The sequence below is a fragment of the Kribbella pittospori genome, assembly GCF_004331465.1.
Classification (GTDB): domain Bacteria; phylum Actinomycetota; class Actinomycetes; order Propionibacteriales; family Kribbellaceae; genus Kribbella; species Kribbella pittospori.
Map to the genome: position 1 here is coordinate 125,182 of NZ_SJKB01000006.1, position 17,837 is coordinate 143,018.

A 17,837-nucleotide genomic window follows, 5' to 3' on the forward strand; every position below is an offset into this window, starting at 1 on the left:
GCACTGGAGCAAAGGCGACGATGGATCCGCATCGACACCTTCACTCCAGCACGCCGAGCTACCGCGCCGAGCACCTGCTCGCGACGGCGCGGGACCATCACACACGGCTTGACCAGCTGATGTCGCGGTACGACGAGGAGGCCCGGTACGACCGGCCGAAGCGCCGGACCCGGCCGCGGACCAAGGACCGCCCCTCGTACGACGACGCCGTCACCGGCATCGTGATCACGCGCGACCGCGGCCGCTACACCTGTTGGGTCGACGACCGGCAGGTGACCGCGATGAAGGCGCGGCAACTCGGCCGCACGGGTGTGATCGTCGGCGACCGCGTCAAGCTCGCCGGCGACGCGAGCGGCGACGAGGGCACGCTGGCCCGCATCGTCGAGGTTCTCCCCCGTACGACGCTGCTGCGCCGGTCGGCCGATGACGACGACCCCGTCGAGCGTCCGTTGGTGGCGAACGCGGACCAGCTCGTCATCGTCGTCGCCGTCGCGAACCCGGAGCCGCGGACCGGTCTGATCGACCGCTTCCTGGTCGCGGCATACGACGCAGGGATGCGGCCGCTGCTGTGCCTGACGAAGACCGACCTCGCCGACCCGGATCCGCTGCTCTCGATCTACCGGCCGCTGGGAGTCGAGTCAGTCGCCACGCAGCAAGGCGGCGATCTCACTGACCTGCGTGAGCAACTCCAGGATCGGATCAGCGTCCTGGTCGGCCACTCCGGCGTCGGCAAGTCGACGCTGGTCAACGGGCTGATCCCCGGTGCCGACCGCGCGATCGGCGTCGTCAACGAGGTCACCGGCCGCGGGCGCCATACCTCGACGAACACGCTGGTCCTCCGGCTGCCTGACGGCGGCTGGCTGATCGATACGCCCGGCATCCGTTCCTTCGGCCTGGCCCACGTCGACCCGGACAAACTGATCGACGCCTTCCCCGACCTGGCCGACGTCGCCGAGTCCTGTCCGCGAGGCTGCACCCACACCGAGTCCGCCCCCGACTGCGGCCTGGACGAAGCCGTCACCGAAGGCCGCCTCGACCCCGACCGGGTCGCGTCCTTCCGCCGCCTCCTGGCGAGCCGCGAAGGCCGCACCCAGGCCGTGCCGGAGCAGGACGTTACTTAGGCGGAAGCTGACCGGTCCAGACGGCCTTGGCGCCGGCGTCGCCGGTGCGGATCGTCTGGTAGATCACGAGTACGCCGATGACGACAACTGCCGCGCTGGTGATCAGCTCCAGTGGGCGACTCTTGGTTGCCTTGGCACCCTTTCCGCTGGCCAGCGAGGACGGCCCGCTCAGCACCAGCACGGCGATCACCGCGAGCACCGCGAAGGCCAGGCAGAACCAGAACAGCAGGTTTCCGCGGTCCTCGTGCAGCTTGACCGGCTGCTGCAGCGACGGGACCGCGGCGACGAACGCCTCCCCGCTCTTCTTCGCCACGAACGCGCACACCAGCGCCCCGAGCCCCAGAATCAACGCCGGCCAGCGCAGGAACCACCGCCACCGCGGCACCACCGCGAAGACGATCAGGGTCAGGGCTGCGATCGGCAGCGCCACCACGGCCAAGTGGATCACGAGCACGTGGAGCGGCAGGTCCCCGAAGCGTTCGAACATTGACGCCTCCCGGCTGTCATAGAACGTGGTCAGACACTAACTGCACGTTCAATCAACCAATTAGGTTCAATTCGCGCCGCAACCGATCCGCAACGTTTACGGACACCATGCCCGCTGAGCGGGGTAACGGGCTAGCCTTCCGGCATGCCTTCGCACACGGATGACCTGCGGCTCGCCCACATCCTGGCCGACGACGCGGACTCGACCACGATGGACCGCTACAAGGCGCTCGACCTGCATGTGGCCACCAAGCCGGACCTGTCTCCGGTGAGCGAGTCCGACAGCAAGGTCGAGGACGTGATGCGCAAGACGCTGGCCCGGGCCCGGCCGCGGGACGCGTTCGTGGGCGAGGAGGAAGGCACCACCGGCTGGGGCGTACGGCGCTGGGTGGTCGACCCGATCGACGGCACCAAGAACTACATCCGTGGCGTCCCGGTCTGGGCGACGCTGATCAGCCTGATGATCGAGGACCAGGTGGTCGTCGGAGTGGTGTCCGCCCCGGCGTTGGGCAAGCGCTGGTGGGCGTCGTACGGCGATGGCGCCTGGACCGGCCGGGCGCTGATGTCCGCGCAGCCGTGCCGGGTCAGCGACGTGAGCCGGATCGAGGACGCGTCGCTGTCGTACGCCTCGCTCAAGGGCTGGGAGAAGATCGGCAAGAAGAACCAGTGGGCCGAGCTGATGGACTCCTGCTGGCGGACCCGCGCGTACGGCGATTTCTGGTCGTACATGCTGGTCGCCGAAGGCGCGGTCGACATCGCCGCCGAGCCCGAGCTCAACCTGTACGACATGGCCGCGCTGGCGATCATCGTCGACGAGGCCGGCGGCAGGTTCACCTCGGTCGACGGCACCCCCGGCCCGAACGGCGCGAACGCCGTCGGCACCAACGGCCGCCTGCACGACGAGGTCCTCAAGCGCCTCGAGTGAGCCTGCGCTGCAGGAACTCGGCCTCCACCGCATTGCTGGTGAAAGCCAGCGCCTCTTCGTACGCCGCGACGGCCTCCGTCCAGTTCCCGGTACGACGCAACAGCTCGGCCCGCGTGGACGCGAGGTACGGATAGGTCGCCAGCGCGGGATCGTCGGCGAGCGAACGGAGCACCCGCAACGCAGCCTCCGGGCCATCGACGTAGCTGAGCGCGACGACACGGTTCAGCGCGATCACCGGGGACGGCCAGCACGCCAGCAGCAGGTCGTACAGACCGAGGATCTCGGGCCAGTCCGTGTCCTCCCAGCGCTCGGCCTCCGCATGCACCGCGGCGATGGCCGCCATCAGCCCGAACCGCCCCACCGGCCACCTCAGCGCTTCATGGACCAGGGTCAGTCCCTCAGCGATCAGCTCGCGGTCCCAGACCGCCCGATCCTGGTCCTCCATCAGCACCAACTGCCCAGTGGCATCAACCCGCGCCGCCTGCCGGGCCTGTGTCAGCAACAGCAGCGCGAGCAGCGCCGTCGCCTCGCCGCTGTCCGGCAGCAGCAGTCGCACCATCCGTGCCAGATCAAGCCCTCGCCGGGCCAGATCCGGCCGAGCGAGCTCCTCACCATCCGCAGCCGTGTGCCCCGCGGTGTAGACGAGATGTACGACGTCCAGCACGGTGTCGATGCGCTCCGGGAGATCGGCAGGCCGCGGGATCCGGTACGGGATCCCCGACCGGGAGATCTTGTGCTTCGCCCGGGTGATCCGCGCCTGCATGGTGGCTTCCTTCACCAGGAACGCCTTGGCGATCTCTGCCGACGACAGCCCGCACACCAGCCGCAACGTCAACGCGATCTGCGCCTCCTGAGCCAGCGCAGGGTGGCAGCACGTGAACACGAGCCGCAGTCGGTCGTCCGGGAACACCCCGTTGGAGTCCTCGACCGGATCCGGCATCAGGAGCGGCAGCTTCCGCCGTACGACGTCCGCATGCCGCCGCAACTCGAGCGCACGCCGCGTGGCCACCGTTGTCAGCCACGCTCCCGGTCGCGCCGGCACGCCTTGATCCCGCCAGTGCACCAGAGCCTTGGCGTACGCGTCCTGCACGCAGTCCTCGGCCAGGTCCAGATCGGCCGCCACCCGGGCCGTGGCGGCCAGGACGAAGGCCCACTCACTCTCGTGGGCCTTCGCCACAGCCTCGGCGACGGTGTCAGCCACCGTTGATGATGGGTCGCACCTCGACCCCACCCATCGGCGCCGGCACCTGCTTGGCGATCTCCAGCGCCTCGTCCAGGTCAGCGGCCTCGATCAGGTAGTAGCCGCCCATCACCTCTTTGGTCTCGGCGAACGTCCCGTCGGTAACCACGAACCCGCCGCTGCCGTCGGGGCGGATCGACGTCGCGGTCTCGCTCTCCCCGAGCTGCCCGCCACCGCGGATCGCCGGCCCGTTGGCCGCGGCAAACGCCTCGTGCCGCCGATTGTTGGCCTCCATCGCCGGCGGGCCGGCCGCCGCCCACATCGCCTCGTTGTCGTAGATCATCACCAGGTACTTGCCCACTGATGTCACCTCTCTCATGGTCCGTCGGTTCCAGCATTCACCACTCCGATGCGCGACGCGGGCCCGGATCGACACCACCGGCGGAGAATTTCCGGACCACGTAGGGTGGCGGCATGCCCTTGACCTACCCCATCGCGGAGCAGACGCTGGACAACGGCTTACGCGTCGTCGTCAGCTCGGACCGCGCCGTTCCGATCGTCGCGGTGAACCTCTGGTACAACGTCGGATCGCGCCACGAGCCGGAGGGACTGACCGGGTTCGCGCACCTGTTCGAGCACCTGATGTTCCAGGGATCGCGCAACGTCGCCTCCGGTCAGCACTTCAGCCTGCTGGAGAACGCCGGCGCCAGTCTGAACGCGAGCACGTTCTTCGACCGGACGAACTACTTCGAGTCACTGCCGAGCGGCGGTCTCGACCTCGCCCTGTGGCTCGAGGCGGACCGGATGGGCTACCTGCTCGACGCGGTCAACCAGGAGAACCTGGACAACCAGCGCGACGTGGTCAAGGAGGAGAAGCGGCAGAGCTACGACAACCGCCCGTACGGCGACTCGTACGAGCGGCTGGTCCGGCTCGCCTTCCCCGCGGACCACCCGTACGCGCACATGACGATCGGCTCGATGGCCGACCTGGACGCTGCGTCGGTCGAGGATGTGCACGCGTTCTTCCGCAAGTACTACGGCCCGAACAACGCGGTCCTGACCATCGTCGGCGACGTGTCGGTGGAGGACGCGTTCGACGCGGCCAAGCGGTACTTCGGTCACCTGCCGGCGATCCCGCAGCCTCCGGCCGCGCCGGACGGCACGATCGGCCCGCTCACCGAAGTACACCGTGACGACGTTGTCTCCGACGTACCGTCCGACCTGGTCACGATGATGTTCCGGCTGCCCATGGACGGGACGCCGGAGCTGGACGCGGCCGGGCTCGCGCTCGACGTCCTCGCCGCCGGGCAGAGCGGCCGGCTCAACCGTCGGCTGGTCCGCGACGAGCAGATCGCGCAGTCGGTCTCGGGCGGCGCGCTGCCGCTGATCGGCGGGGTGTCGTTCGGCACGCTGACCGGCATCGCCTCCGACGGCGTGGACCTGCAGAAGGTCGAGGACGCGCTGCTCGAGGAGGTCGAGAAGCTCGCCGAGGAGGGCGTCACCGAGGACGAACTGGCGACCGTACAGGCACAGGCGGAGCGCGACTGGCTGGAGCAACTGTCCACCTGCGCCGGCCGGGCCGACGAGATCTCCCACCACGCGCTGCTGTTCGGCGATCCGAACCGGATCAACACCCGCATCGACCAGGTCCGTGCCGTGACCGTGGAGCAGGTGCAGGCGGCCGCGGCGCAGTGGATCCGCGCCGCCGGACGTGTGCAGGTCGCCTACCGCCGGTCGGAGAACGCAGGAGAGCAGGCATGAACCAGGTTCTGACCACCCCACCGGCCGTCGGTGCGCCGCGCCCGTGGAAGTTCCCCGAGGCCACCACGACGACGACCAGCTCCGGTTCCCCGGTGCACGTCTTCGATCGCCCCGGCCAGTACGTCGCCACCGTCCGGGTGACGATCGCGATGCCGCTGATCGCGGAACCGCGAGACCTCGAGGGCGTCGCCACGATCATGTCCCGCACCCTCGACGAGGGCACCGAACTGCGCTCGGCCAACGAGTTCGCAGCCGCCCTGGAGCGGCACGGAGCGGCGTACGGCGTGGATGTCAGCTCGGACGCCTTGCACGTGGAGATCTCGGTCCCGGTGTCGCACCTGGCGCCGGCGGTGCAGCTGCTCGCGGAGGCGGTCACCCGGCCCGCATTCAACCAGGCCGACGTCGGCCGGCACGTGACGATCCGGCTCGGCGAGATCAACCAGGAGCGGGCGAACGCCGGCTACCGGGCCCGTGAGGCCTTCTCGGGCCACCTGTTCGACCCGTCGACGCGGCGATCCCGGCCGACAGCGGGCACCCCGGACACGATCCGCCCGCTGACCAACACGCAGGTCGCCGACTTCTACCGGCGCAACATCGGCCCGGAGCGCGCGCAGATGCTGTTCGCGGGAGACGCGACCGGCGTCGACGTGGCCGGCATCATCGACGAGGCCTTCGGTGGCTGGACGTCGACCGCCGGTACTGCGCTGGACACGCCGGAGCCGCTGTACATCGTGGGCAACCGGGTCGTGCTGGTCGACCGGCCAGGCTCGGTGCAGAGCCAGCTGCTGATCGGCTGCGCCGGACCGGACCGTCGCGACCCCGCGTGGGGTGCGGCCGCGGTCGCGAACCACGTCGTCGGCGGCACGATCACCTCCCGCGTGGACACCGTGCTGCGCGAGGAGAAGGGCTACACCTACGGCACGCGGACCAGCTTCGCCGCGCCCCGCAAGGGTGGGACCTTCAGCCTCGGCGGCGCCGTACGCACCGAGGTCACCGGCGCCGCGATTGGCGACGCGCTGCGGATCCTGCGGGAGGCCCGCGACGGGCTGACCGAGCAGGAGGTCCAGGAGGCGAAGGACAGCCTGATCCGGACCGCCCCGCTGCGGTACGAGCAGGCCGATTCCGTGGCCCAGCAGGTCGGCAGCAACATCGCGAACGGCGTACCGATCGACTTCGCCGACACCTACCTGACCCAGATCGCCGCCACCACCGCGGCCGAGGCCACCGAGGCATACCGGCGGTATGTGGGAACCGACGGGCTACTGGTCGTCGTCGTAGGGGAAGCCAAGGAAGTTCGTCCCCAGCTCACCGAGCTGGACCTGGGTGAACTGATCGACGTGAGCTGAGGCCGACCGTTGCTCCTCTGCTCAGCGCCTTGGCCCTGAGTGGAGGAGCACGATGATGTCGTTCGCCGAACGTCCCACCGACGCGACGGACCGCACGCACACGTTCTGGCCGGCGTACCCGGTCCAGCCCGGCTTCCCGGACCGCCCGGCGTACGGCATCCTGCAGGACCATTCCCAGGCCACCGTCTCGCTCGTCCTCGGCGCGATCGCGCTCTGCACCGGCTTCGTGTTCCTCTCCCCGGTGGCCTGGTGGCTCGGCAACCAGGCCCTCGCCGAGATCGACGCCTCCCCCGGCGTCTACAACAACCGCGGCATGGCCCAGGCCGGCCAGATCTGCGGCATGATCGGCACCGCCCTCTTGGCCCTCGGCCTGCTGTTCCTCGTAGCGATGGTCATCATGCTCGTCGCGGCGACCTGAGCCTCACCGCTTGATCAGCAAGCAGGTGACACCGCGGTCACCGAGCCGCCAGGTCTCCTCGGTCGGACCGAGGATGAAGACGTCCGACGGATCGGCGGCCTGCTCCTCCGACGCGGACCACCGCTCCCAGCAGCCGTTCTGCATCTCCTCGTCCACGGTCTCGCGTCCCGGCCAGCTTCCGGGCGGGAAGGTGAACAACGCGAACACCTTGCCGCCGTTCGGCTGATCGCACGGCGTCACAGTGACCTGCTTGACGGCACCTTCTTCCAGGCTCGCCACACAGTCGCCGACCTTGAGCTCCTGCGGTCGCGTGGTCTGAGCCGCCGTCACCTGCCCCGACGCCACATCGCGATCCGGCTCGTCGTCACTGATCCCGGCAATCCTGACCAACAGGACCGGGATCCACGCCACGGCCGCGACCAGTCCGACAATCGCCTTCCAGCGGCCGGTCTGGTTCCGGTCCGAGATCCGGACCAGCGCGACGATCGCCAGCGGAATCGCGGCCAGCACGGCGCCGACCAGCCCGAGAACCAGCGCCACCGTCGCCAGCGTGCTGGATCCGCCGTGCGGGACCGTCTCGACCGGCCGCATGTTCGGGAACGGTGGTGGTGGGCCGGGTGCCGGCTTCGGGTTCTCGCCCGGCGGCCGGGCAGTGTATTCCGGGAATTCCGGGTCTTTCATGTCTCCCCCCAGGAGTGTGTGTTGTTCCCTACTTCGGTGTGAGTAGGCAGGTGGCGCCGCGGTCGCCCAGGCTCCAGCCGTCCTCGGTCGGGTGCAGGTAGAAGATGCTGGAATCCGCGGAAGCCTGCTGCTTCGACGCCTTCCAGCGGTCGGTGCAGCCCTTCTCGGCCGCGGTCTGGACGGAGGTCAGCCCCGGCCAGTCCCCCGCCGGCAGGTCGAAGACGGCGAAGACCTTACCGCCGTTCGGCTGGTCGCACGGTACGACCTTGATGTTCGCGACCTCGCCCTCGTTGATCTCGCTCACGCAGTCGCCGACCCGGAGCTTGTCCGGGCGGGTGTTCTGCGTGGTCGTGACCTGTCCGGAGGCATCCCGATCCGGTTCACCGTCGCCGAACACGGCGATCGCGACCACGAACCCGACCAGCCAGAGGCCGGAGACCGCCAGCCCGGCGATCGCCAGACCTTTGCCCTTCTGGCCCTTCTTCGGGATCTGCGTCAGCGCGACGATGCCGAGAATGATGCTGATCAGGATGCCGCCGATCACCCCGAAGATCAGCGAGAGGATCGCCGGAACGCTGGTCTTCTGCGGCTGCCCCGGATACTGCCCCGGCCCGGGCATGCCGGGGTACGGCGACTGCCCGCCGTACTGCGCTCCCGGGTACTGCTGACCCGGGTAGGTCTGACCTTGATACGGCTGCCCCTGGTACGGCGGTTGCCCCGCGTACCCGGGTTGCCCGAACCCTGGCTGCCCCGGCCCCGGCTGGCCGGGCTGCTGCGGTGCACCGTACGGGTTCTGCCGCGGTGATCCGCCGTACGTGGGTTGCTGCGGTGTGCCGCCGTGCGGGGGCTGCCCGGAGGACGGCGTACCGGAGTCACCGTCCGTGGGATGTGTCGGATCCATGCACGGACTGTAGTCCCCAGCCGGGGGCTTTACGGTCGATCAGCTGGAGATGTAGTTGGACAGCTGCTCCCGCTCGAACTCGAGCTCGCCGATCCGGGACTTCACCACGTCGCCGATGCTGACCAGTCCGGACAACGCCCCGTCGACCACGACCGGCACGTGCCGGATCCGGTGCTCGGTCATCAGCCGCATCAGGTTGTCGATCAGGTCGTCCGGCGTACAGGTGCGGACCTCGGCGGTCATGATCGCGCTGACCCGAACGTCGCCCGCCTCCGGGGTTCCGTTCCACAGCCGCACGATGTCGCGCTCGGAGACGATGCCGGCCACCGACGACCCGTCCGGGCTGACCACGACCGCGCCGATGTTGTGTTCGGCCAGCAGTGCGAGCAGCTCGGTGACAGTGGCTTCTGGGGAGATGGTGACGACCTGGTTGCCCTTGCCGCGCAGTACGTCGTTGATCTTCACGGAGCCTCCTGCAGGATCGAAGGACCAATACCCCAAGGTAGCGAAATCCACCCCAATCCGGCAGCCCTGGCCTGTCACCCCCCGTGACAACGATGGACAACCAGTAACAGGAAATTCCCCCACGCAGCAGCTAAATTCGCTCCTCCGTCGCTCACTCGCTGCGGCTCTCACCCGCCCGCAAACCTGGCTCGTGTCCTCGCCATCGAGAGCGTGAGCGGACGCGATGCGCGAGGCTGCTCGGAACACGTGGACTGTCGAAGCTTGTGGGCGTCAGATGTGTTGAGGAAGGTCCCACGACCACACGCATCAGCAGGAGATCAGCAAGCCGCCGGACCGAGACAACCCGTCAGACCGGTCGGCCCATCAGGCCGGTGCTCCTGTCAGGCGCGGGAGCTACCGGGCCTCGACCGCCCACGAGCAGAACGGACCTCAACCATGCAGGGTCGGGCGGTAGATGAGCTCTTGGGTGCGACCGTCGAGGGTCCGGTGCTCGAGCAGTTCGAGGTCGAAATCGTCCGCGCCCTGGAAGACCGAGGCCACCCCGGTCTGACCAGTGATCACCGGGAAGATCGTCACCTGCACGCGATCAACCAGACCCGCGCTCATCAGCGCCCGGTTCAACGACAGGCTGCCATGCGAGCGCAGCGGTACATCGGACGCTTCCTTGAGCCGGGCAACGACCTCGACGGCGTCACCACTCACGAGCGTCGCGTCCGGCCAGTCGAGCGGTCCTTCCAAGGTGCTCGACACGACCGTTGCCGGCAGGCTCGTCATCCGGGTGACCCAGGGGTCACGTACTCCGGGCTCCTCGCCCGACGCCAGCATCTGCACGAAGGCCCGAAACGTGTTGGCCCCGAAGACCATCCGCTGATCCCCGCCGTACAAGTCAAGGCGGTGATCGAGCAGCTCCGGGCCTTGCTTGCCCCAGTAGCCGGTCCAGTTGGCACTGGCGGCGCCGAAGCCGTCGAGGCTCGAAAAGACGTCAAACGTATAAGTAGCGGTCATCATGCTCTCCTCAAGTACGTGGGGCGCCCAGGTGGGTGCCCGCTCACCCCTCCTACGAACACCTCGCTGCTGATCCGACACCACCTCCCGGTTCCCTTCGAAGATCAGCCGCGGTCGCGTGACAGCTGACGAAGCGTGAGCTGCCGCCGCACGTAAGGTTGGGGGGTGAGCTTTATCGTGCCGGGGCAGGGGAAGAGGAACGAAGAGGTTGGGCGCTCCGAGGCCGGGGCTCCGCCTTTTACTCCTGGGGCTACGGACTTGCCGGCGTTCGTGGAGCCGCCGGCGGTTGCGGTTGCCGGATGGCCGGATGAGCTGCAGCAGGTCGTGCAGGACGACTTCCGGCGTACGAGCGCTCTCGCCAGCTATCGGTGGAAGACTGCCGACACCGCGCTGCAGGACGTCGTACGCGGGCTGGACGACCTGCTCGACCTGGTGGCCGAACGGGTCCAGGCCGGGGAGCCGAAGCGGTCTCGGCGTCAGACCAAGAAGTCTACTCAGGGCACGGCCGCGACCGCGTTGCTGGCCGAGCTGCCGTTCGCGGACGTGGCGGATCTGCTCGGAATTCCGGCCGACGAGATCGACGACATGCTCGAGCTCGTCACCCGCCGGTCGCGCGCGGATCGTCGTACGGCGCTGCGAGCCATCAAGCAACTGCGCGCGCAGTTGGAGCACATCGAGGTCACCAAGGATCACTCGCGGCTCAGCCGACTGTTCAGCTTCATCGTCAGGCTGTTCCTGGTGCTCGGCACCGCCGTCGGGTCGCAGTCGGTCTCCGAGTTGGTCGCGGGCGAACCTCAACTGGACGCGATGATTCAGACCGGGGTCGGTGCGCTGGTCGCGTTCGCACTCGAACGTTCAACGGCAGCACTCCGCGACGCGTGGCACGAACGCGAGCACGCGACGGTCGCAGCCGAAGCCCACAAGTCTGTACTCGAAGCGCTCGTGGATCCGGCGCCGGCCGACGACAACGAGCGCACGGTCTGGGCCTTCCGGATCCTCGTGTGTTCCGCCCGGGCGTGGGTCGCGTGCTTCCAACTGGAATGGAACTTCACCGAGAAACTCGAGTACTGGCAGGCGCTCGACGAAATCCCGGAAGCGATCCGCACCGACTCCGCCGACACTCTCCGGACGCTCCACCAGCGCCTGGAGGCACTCACACCGCCTAAGTCTTGATCGCGAGGTCTTCTTCGTAGGCGGTCTGGAGGTCTTCATCCCAGGGTTCGGACTCGGCGGCCAGCGAGTCGAGGACGGTCTCGCGGCGGGTTGCGCCCGAGATCACGGACACCACGGGAGACGATTCGAGCAGAGCGCGGAGTTGCAGGCGTTGCCGGGATACTCCGCGTTCGGCTGCCATCGCCGCCAGCCGTGGCGCCTTCGACGAGGAGCGCAGCGGCGAGTAGGCGAAGAACGGCACCTGGTTGGCTTCGCACCACGCGACGACCTCGGCTGACTCGCGTCCCATCGCCGAGTGCAGATTCTGTACGGCGTCAACGGGAGCGATCGCGGTCGCGCGTTCGAGATCGGCCACGGTCACGTTCGACAGACCGATCCGTGCCACCTTCCCTTCGTCGTGAAGCGCCGCCAGCGCACACATGCCCTCCTCGACGGGTTGTTGGGCCAGATCGACTCTGTGCAAGTAGTACAGCTCGAGACGCTCGCCTCCGAACACCCGCAGACTCGTGTCCACATCCGACCGGATCCGGCCCGCGCTGATGTCCGCGTCCCACGTGTTCTCGCCCGTCCGCGAATGGCCGCCCTTCGTTCCGACGATCACGCCCGTACCGCGAGCCGCCTCCGCCGCCAGCTCCTCGCCGTACAACGGCCCATCGACCTGGGCATACGCCCGCGCAGTGTCGAGAATCGCCGTACCAGCAGCGATTCCGGCCCGGATCATCGCAAGGTCAGCCGCCCGAACGCGAGGCGTCATCGACACGCCAGCAACCCCAAGCCCAACCCGCCCAACAAGCTCCACCACCGCGCCTCCAACCAACCATGAGTTCTGCCGAGTGCGACAGTACGACGGATCGGCTACAGGTTGGTCTGGGCCTCGAGTTCGTCCGGGTAGCGGCCACCCTCGACCTCGATCCGCGCCGACGCCTCAGTGAGCTGAGCCAGCTCATCGGTAGACAGCGTGACGTCCGCGGCCGCGATGTTCTCTTCCATCCGGTGCAGCTTGGTCGTGCCGGGAATCGGGACGATCCACGGCTTCTGTGCGAGCAGCCACGCGAGCGCGATCTGCGCCGGGGTCACTGCCTTCGTGGCTGCGAAGGATTGCACCAGCTCGACCATGGCGAGGTTGTGCTGCAAGGCGTCGGCGCCGAAGCGCGGGATGCGCGCCCGCAGGTCGTTGTCCTTGTCGAAACTGCTCGACGTACTGAGGGTTCCGGTGAGGAATCCCTTGCCGAGTGGGCTGTACGGAACGAACCCGATACCGAGTTCTTCGCAGGTGGCCAGGACCTCCTGCTCAGGACGTCGCCACCACAGTGAGTACTCGCTCTGGACCGCGGTCACCGGCTGTACGGCGTGGGCGCGACTGATCGTGCCGGCCGCAGCCTCGGACATCCCGTACCGCTTGACCTTGCCGGCCTCGATGAGCTCCTTCACCGCCCCGGCAAACTCCTCGATCGGAACTTCCGGGTTGACCCGATGCTGGTAGTAGAGGTCGATCGCGTCGACCCCGAGCCGCCGCAGCGAGCCCTCGACCACGCCCGCGAGCTCGTCGGGGCGCAGCATCCGGCCTCGAGGTTTACGTTCCGCCGGATCGATGTCGTTGGCGAACTTCGTCGCGATGGTCACGCGGTCCAGGTACGGCGCGAGCGCCTCGCCGACAAGCTCTTCGTTCGCGTGCGGGCCGTAGATCTCCGCAGTGTCGAAGAAGGTGACGCCGCGATCCACGGCGGCGTGCAGCAGCCCGATCATCTCCTGCCGGTCGGGCCGACCGCCGTACCCGCCAGTCATCGTCATACAACCGAGCCCGACGGCCGAGACCGCCAGGCCGCCGGTGCCAAGGGTGCGTTCCTGCATGGTCTGTTCTCCTGATCTGCTCGCGAGCATCGTCGTACGGCGTTCAGTCAACGCTGGTCGATCGATCTGCGGGAGGTCCGGTTGAACCCGGTTCTGACAGAACCCCCCTCGCCGGCGACCGGGTTCGTACGGTGGAAGGCATGGCCACCGAGAACCGGAAGCAGGTGCGCGACTTCCTCGTCAGCCGGCGAGGGAAGGTCACGCCGGAGCAGGCCGGGCTGCAGCACTACGGAGGCAATCGGCGCGTGCCGGCGGCCTGCGTCGCTAGGAGGTCGCGATGCTGGCCGGACTCGGCGTCGACTACTACGCCCGGATCGAGAAGGGCAACATCTCCGGCGTCTCCGAGAGCGTGCTGCATGCCATCTCCGACGCCCTTCAGCTCGACGAAGCCGAACGTACGTACCTGTTCGATCTCGCCCGTACCGCGAATTCCAGCAGCCGAACTCCTCGCAGGGAACCCGCACGGCGAGTCCGGCCCGCCGTACAACGCATCCTCGACGGTATGGCGGCCACACCCGCGCTCGTCCGCAACGGCCGCCTCGACATACTTGCCGCCAACGCGCTCGGCCGGGCTCTGTTCGCACCGATCTTCGACGGCTTTGTCAGCGCTCCCGGCCAGGCACCGAACTTCGCCCGATTCGGCTTCCTCGACCCGAACGCGCGCGACTTCTACCCCGACTGGGCACTGTCCGCCGACGCCGGCCTCACCCTCACCGCCTACATCCCCGAACCAGCCTCACCATCCGCCGACGCCCTGAACCTCCTCGGCAGCTGGATCTCGAGCGCTACGACTTCCGGTAGTGCCTGAGTGTCACTGGCGGTCGATCAATGGGAGGGCTGGGAAGGTGTGGTGCTGCCAGAGGAGGCGGGAGGCTTCCTCCGGGTAGGTGGTGACGGTGGGTTCGGTGTCGAGGAGTTGGACGAGCCGCTGGTCGTCGTCCGTCGGCCAGCCGGGGTCGCCGTACGTCGCGAACGCCGTCCACGCGGCGCGGATCCGCGCGGACAGCGCCTCCGCCTCCGCGGACGGGGGATCGCCGATCAGCAAGGCGGGCTGGCCGCTGCTCAGGTTGCCGAAAACGAGCGGTACGTCGAGGCCGTGGCAGGCACCGAGTCCGCCGCCCAAGCCGGGGGCTGGCCAGGTCAGCTCGTAAACGTGGGTCCGGCCGGTGTGCGCCTGAGCCAGGTGGAGTGTCGGCATGCGGAACAGCCAGTCGGAGTTGACCAGTTCATAGAGTTCCTCCGGGCCGGCCGCCGGGAAGGCCTCGCGGTAGCTGCGGCCGCCGCCCGGGGCGAGAGTGCGCAACGCGGTCTCGGCCTGTTCCTCGGTCACCTGACCCAGTACGCCCTCGAGCAGGCTGAACAGCCGGTGCTCGTCGCGGACATGCCCGATCAGCAGGTCGACGTCCCGGCCGGCACCGTTGGCCAAAGCCTCCCACGGCGTCGCCGGCAGTACGTCGCCGTCGACCACGGGAGCGTACGGGATCCGCCGGTAGGTGATCGGACCCCAACGTTCCTTCCACTCATCCATCTTCGCGAAGACAGCGTCGCCCGCGGCGGACAACAGAGCCGGATCCACGGCCGACAGCTCGGCCATCGTTGGCCGCACCCCCAATTCGGCAGCGCACGCGGCCGCGATGTCGCCCGCAAGCTCCGGCGAGAAGAACGCCCCCGGCGCACTCTGTACGACGGCCCGACGGAACAGCCCGGCCGCCCGCGGCATGGCCAACAGCGCGGCGATTGATCCACCACCCGCCGACTGCCCGAACACCGTCACCCGATCCGGGTCGCCGCCGAACGCCCGGATGTTGTCACGCACCCACTCCAGCGCAGCAACCTGGTCCAACAGACCCCGATTCGCCGGAGCGCCCTCAATCTGCGCAAACCCCTCCACACCCAGCCGGTAGTTCATCGTCACCACAACCACACCACCACCAGCCAGCCGACCACCGTCAAACTCCGGAAGACTGGACGTCCCCACCGCATACCCACCACCCGGAATCCACACCATCACAGGCAATCCAGCCCCCACCCCCAGCTCAGGCGACCAAACATCACCGAAAGCCAGCCGTCGCCAGCCCCCTCCTCCGTCCGCGCCCCCGTCGCCAACACCCCAGCCTGCGGAGGCGGCGGCCCGAACGACTCCGCCACCCGCACCCCCCCCCACCCACGCACCGCCCGAGGTCCCGCAAACCGCAACTCACCAACGGGCGCCTCGGCATAAGGCACCCCCCCGAAACACCCCCACCCCCGCCTCCCACCGACCACGCACCACCCCAGCCCGCGTCCGAACCTCAGGCCCAGCCGCCCCCTCCGCGCTGCCGCTCACAACGATCTCCCTCCAACAAGTCAGGCGAGACCAACACAACCCCGACCCGCGGATCGTCCCACCCCACCAACCCACCAGCCAGCCATTTACAACCCACCCCAACCCCAACCCCAACCCCAACCGCCACGCCACGCCACGCCACCAAAGCCGACACCCGTCTACCGCCCACGCCGCCAGGTGCCGACACCCTCCCGGCGCACGGGCATGCCAGGCGCGCCAGCCTGACCAGAAGTCACCCGGCGGTCTCCTCCCGGCCCACGCAGATAAGCAACCGCCCAGCACCGCAACCACAGCACAAGGCGCCGACCACGTCAGCGTGCGATCCCAGCGCGCGCACGCCGCCGCAGGCGGCCAGAAGTCAGCCGCCGCGCAGCGGTGTCCTTTCGCCCCGCGCGACGGAGTACGCCGCGAGGCGGTGATCAGCCCTTGATGGCGCCGCCGAGGGCGAAGGCTCCGCCTAGCTTCTTGCTGAGCAGGAGGTACAGCAGCAGGACCGGCATCGTGTAGATGAGTGAGTACGCCGCCAGTTGCCCGTAGTTCGGCTCGCCGTACTGCCCGAAGAACGTGAAGATGCTCACCGACGCCGGCAACCGCTCAGGCGACAGCAACAACATGAACGGGACGAAGAAGTTCCCCCACATACCGATGAAGGTGAAGATCAGCACCACCGCGATCCCCGGCCACATCAGCGGCAGCACGATCCGGGCCAGTGCCTGCATGTTCCCGGCACCGTCCACCCATGCCGCTTCCTCGAGCGAGATCGGTACGCCGTCCATGAACGTCTTGGTCAGCCAGATCGCGAACGGCAGCGAAGCGGTCGCCATGAACATGATCGTGCCGCCCAGCGTGTCCACCAGGTTCAACTGCACGAACAACCCATAGACCGGCACCATCACCGCGGTGATCGGCAAACCTGTACAGAACAACACAGTCAGAAGGAACGGCCGGTTGAACTTCGACTTGAAGCGGGACAGCGGGTACGCCGCCAGTACCGCACAGATCATCGTCAGCAGGGCCGCGCCACCACACAGCACGATGCCGTTGAGCACCGGCCGGTACGTCGTATCGGTGTTCAGCACCGCTTTGAAGTTGCCGAGGGTCGGATGCGTCGGGAACTCGACCCGCAGACCGGCGGTCCGGTTGATCGACGCGAACAGGACCCACAGCAACGGCAGCACGAACAGCACGCCGATCGCCAGCAGTACAAGGTTGCCGACCAGCTTGCTGATCCGGTCGCGGGCGATCATGCGGCCTCCGAATTCAATCCACGCAGGTAGATCAGCGAGAAGACCGCGCCGATCGCCAGCATCACCAGGGCGATCGCCGTTCCGTAGCCGATCTGGGAGAAGCTGAACGCCTGCTCGTACATGTACAGCGGCAACGTCTGGCTCTTCGTGCCAGGCCCGCCACGGGTCATCGCGTAGATCAGGCCGAAGACGCTCAGCGTCTGCAGCGTGATCAGCATCAGGTTGGTCATAACCGCCCGGCTGATCATCGGCAGCGTCACGAACAGCAGCCGACGGTAGCCGGAGGCGCCGTCCATCTCGGCGGACTCCTCGATCTCCTTGGGTACTTCGCTCAATGCGGCGGAGTACACCAGCATCGAGAACGCCGTACCGCGCCAGATGTTGGCCAGCGACACCGCGATGATCGGTGCCGCGTACAACCAGTCCTGGCCGGGCAGGCCGACCGCGTGCAGCATCACGTTCAGCGTGCCCTCGTCGTTGAAGAACGCGCTGAGCAGGTACGCCGCCACCACCTCGGGCAGCACCCACGCACCGATGACCGCGGTTCCGACGAAGTTGCGGACCACCTTCGTGGAGCGGCGCATCAGCAGCGACAGTCCGAGCCCGAGGGTGTTCTGGCCGATGATCGCGGAGATCAGCGTGAACACCAGGGTCAGCCAGATCGCGTTGGTGAATGCACCACTACCGAAGGCTTTGCGGAAGTTGTCCAGGCCAACGAACTTCACGTTCGCGGCGCCGGTGCCGGTGAGCGCCATGTTGGTGAACGCGGCGTACAGGCAGTAGATGATCGGGCCGGCCAGGAAGACCAGCATCAACCCGATCGCCGGGCTCAGCGGCAGCATCCGGAACAGCTTCGCGGCCTTCGGCCGCCCGCTCTTCCCGGCGGACTTGCCGGGAGGAGCGGAGGCGGCCGAAGTGGGAGCGACAGTCGTCGTCACAGGGGAGATTCCT

20 protein-coding genes are annotated in these 17,837 nt (G+C 68.1%); 7 read left to right on the forward strand and 13 right to left on the reverse strand.

The genetic code is table 11. The annotated features are described in order from the left end of the window. Positions 1-119: 119 nt before the first annotated feature. Complete coding sequence (rsgA, locus tag E0H73_RS20040; RefSeq protein ID WP_131359504.1) at positions 120-1,121, forward strand: ribosome small subunit-dependent GTPase A; 1,002 nt, start codon at positions 120-122, stop codon at positions 1,119-1,121. Here rsgA and E0H73_RS20045 read toward each other — a convergent pair. Beyond that, entirely contained in the window at positions 1,114-1,608 is a 495-nt protein-coding gene (locus tag E0H73_RS20045; protein WP_131358533.1) for a DUF2231 domain-containing protein, read from the reverse strand. The two genes, rsgA and E0H73_RS20045, sit on opposite strands and share 8 nt — an antisense overlap. Positions 1,609-1,752: 144 nt before the next feature. On the opposite strand from E0H73_RS20045, the gene hisN reads away from it, so the two are divergent. Next, entirely contained in the window at positions 1,753-2,532 is a 780-nt protein-coding gene (gene hisN, locus E0H73_RS20050; protein WP_131358536.1) for a histidinol-phosphatase, read from the forward strand. On the opposite strand, the gene E0H73_RS20055 is transcribed toward hisN, so the two are convergent. Together E0H73_RS20055 and E0H73_RS20060 are read right to left on the reverse strand one after the other, a co-directional pair. Further along, positions 2,516-3,733, reverse strand: a complete 1,218-nt coding sequence (locus E0H73_RS20055; protein ID WP_131358539.1) for an RNA polymerase sigma factor — start codon at positions 3,731-3,733, stop codon at positions 2,516-2,518. The genes hisN and E0H73_RS20055 overlap by 17 nt on opposite strands. After that, positions 3,726-4,082, reverse strand: a complete 357-nt coding sequence (locus E0H73_RS20060; RefSeq protein WP_238164113.1) for a YciI family protein — start codon at positions 4,080-4,082, stop codon at positions 3,726-3,728. Before E0H73_RS20060 ends, E0H73_RS20055 begins: the two co-directional genes overlap by 8 nt. Positions 4,083-4,186: 104 nt before the next feature. Between E0H73_RS20060 and E0H73_RS20065 the strand changes: the two genes are divergently transcribed. The 3 genes from E0H73_RS20065 to E0H73_RS20075 are packed head-to-tail and all read left to right on the forward strand — an operon-like array spanning position 4,187 to position 7,237. Next, the gene (locus E0H73_RS20065) at positions 4,187-5,473 is read left to right on the forward strand and encodes a M16 family metallopeptidase (protein WP_131358542.1); all 1,287 of its coding nucleotides are present in this window, start codon (positions 4,187-4,189) and stop codon (positions 5,471-5,473) included. Further along, positions 5,470-6,819 (forward strand): M16 family metallopeptidase, encoded by a 1,350-nt coding sequence (locus tag E0H73_RS20070; protein WP_131358545.1) that lies wholly within the window; start codon positions 5,470-5,472, stop codon positions 6,817-6,819. The genes E0H73_RS20065 and E0H73_RS20070 overlap by 4 nt, the downstream gene beginning before the upstream one ends. A 55-nt stretch (positions 6,820-6,874) precedes the next feature. Further along, positions 6,875-7,237, forward strand: a complete 363-nt coding sequence (locus E0H73_RS20075; RefSeq protein WP_238164114.1) for a DUF4190 domain-containing protein — start codon at positions 6,875-6,877, stop codon at positions 7,235-7,237. Between the two features lie 3 nt (positions 7,238-7,240). Here E0H73_RS20075 and E0H73_RS20080 read toward each other — a convergent pair whose 3' ends face one another. From E0H73_RS20080 to E0H73_RS20095, 4 genes are all read right to left on the reverse strand, one after another. Next, entirely contained in the window at positions 7,241-7,918 is a 678-nt protein-coding gene (locus E0H73_RS20080; protein ID WP_131358550.1) for a DUF4190 domain-containing protein, read from the reverse strand. 28 nt (positions 7,919-7,946) lie between these two features. Further along, positions 7,947-8,819, reverse strand: coding sequence for a DUF4190 domain-containing protein (locus tag E0H73_RS20085; RefSeq protein WP_131358552.1), 873 nt, complete (start codon positions 8,817-8,819; stop codon positions 7,947-7,949). A gap of 39 nt (positions 8,820-8,858) precedes the next feature. Further along, a complete protein-coding gene (locus E0H73_RS20090) occupies positions 8,859-9,284 on the reverse strand; it encodes a CBS domain-containing protein (protein WP_131358555.1) in 426 nt (141 codons plus the stop codon). A 429-nt stretch (positions 9,285-9,713) separates the two neighbouring features. Then, positions 9,714-10,289, reverse strand: coding sequence for a dihydrofolate reductase family protein (locus E0H73_RS20095; protein ID WP_131358558.1), 576 nt, complete (start codon positions 10,287-10,289; stop codon positions 9,714-9,716). Positions 10,290-10,547: 258 nt separating this feature from the next. On the opposite strand from E0H73_RS20095, the gene E0H73_RS20100 reads away from it, so the two are divergent. Next, entirely contained in the window at positions 10,548-11,462 is a 915-nt protein-coding gene (locus E0H73_RS20100) for a hypothetical protein (protein WP_131358561.1), read from the forward strand. Here E0H73_RS20100 and E0H73_RS20105 read toward each other — a convergent pair. Both E0H73_RS20105 and E0H73_RS20110 read right to left on the reverse strand, forming a co-directional pair. Further along, positions 11,452-12,264, reverse strand: a complete 813-nt coding sequence (locus E0H73_RS20105) for an aldo/keto reductase (RefSeq protein WP_337590325.1) — start codon at positions 12,262-12,264, stop codon at positions 11,452-11,454. The two genes, E0H73_RS20100 and E0H73_RS20105, sit on opposite strands and share 11 nt — an antisense overlap. 53 nt (positions 12,265-12,317) lie before the next feature. Continuing rightward, entirely contained in the window at positions 12,318-13,313 is a 996-nt protein-coding gene (locus E0H73_RS20110; RefSeq protein ID WP_131358567.1) for an aldo/keto reductase, read from the reverse strand. 277 nt (positions 13,314-13,590) lie between these two features. On the opposite strand from E0H73_RS20110, the gene E0H73_RS20115 reads away from it, so the two are divergent. Then, positions 13,591-14,121: a helix-turn-helix transcriptional regulator gene (locus tag E0H73_RS20115; protein WP_238164115.1), complete on the forward strand. Its 531-nt coding sequence runs from the start codon at positions 13,591-13,593 to the stop codon at positions 14,119-14,121. A 3-nt stretch (positions 14,122-14,124) separates the two neighbouring features. Here E0H73_RS20115 and E0H73_RS20120 read toward each other — a convergent pair whose 3' ends face one another. The 4 genes from E0H73_RS20120 to E0H73_RS20130 form a co-directional block, all read right to left on the reverse strand. Then, on the reverse strand, positions 14,125-15,378 hold the full coding sequence (locus tag E0H73_RS20120) for a carboxylesterase/lipase family protein (protein WP_272949142.1): 1,254 nt from the start codon (positions 15,376-15,378) through the stop codon (positions 14,125-14,127). After that, complete coding sequence (locus E0H73_RS47970) at positions 15,321-15,578, reverse strand: carboxylesterase family protein (protein WP_337590326.1); 258 nt, start codon at positions 15,576-15,578, stop codon at positions 15,321-15,323. The genes E0H73_RS20120 and E0H73_RS47970 overlap by 58 nt, the downstream gene beginning before the upstream one ends. 480 nt (positions 15,579-16,058) lie before the next feature. After that, positions 16,059-16,886 (reverse strand): carbohydrate ABC transporter permease, encoded by an 828-nt coding sequence (locus tag E0H73_RS20125; RefSeq protein ID WP_131358570.1) that lies wholly within the window; start codon positions 16,884-16,886, stop codon positions 16,059-16,061. Further along, positions 16,883-17,824, reverse strand: coding sequence for a carbohydrate ABC transporter permease (locus tag E0H73_RS20130; RefSeq protein WP_131358573.1), 942 nt, complete (start codon positions 17,822-17,824; stop codon positions 16,883-16,885). The genes E0H73_RS20125 and E0H73_RS20130 overlap by 4 nt, the downstream gene beginning before the upstream one ends. Positions 17,825-17,837 lie beyond the last annotated feature (13 nt).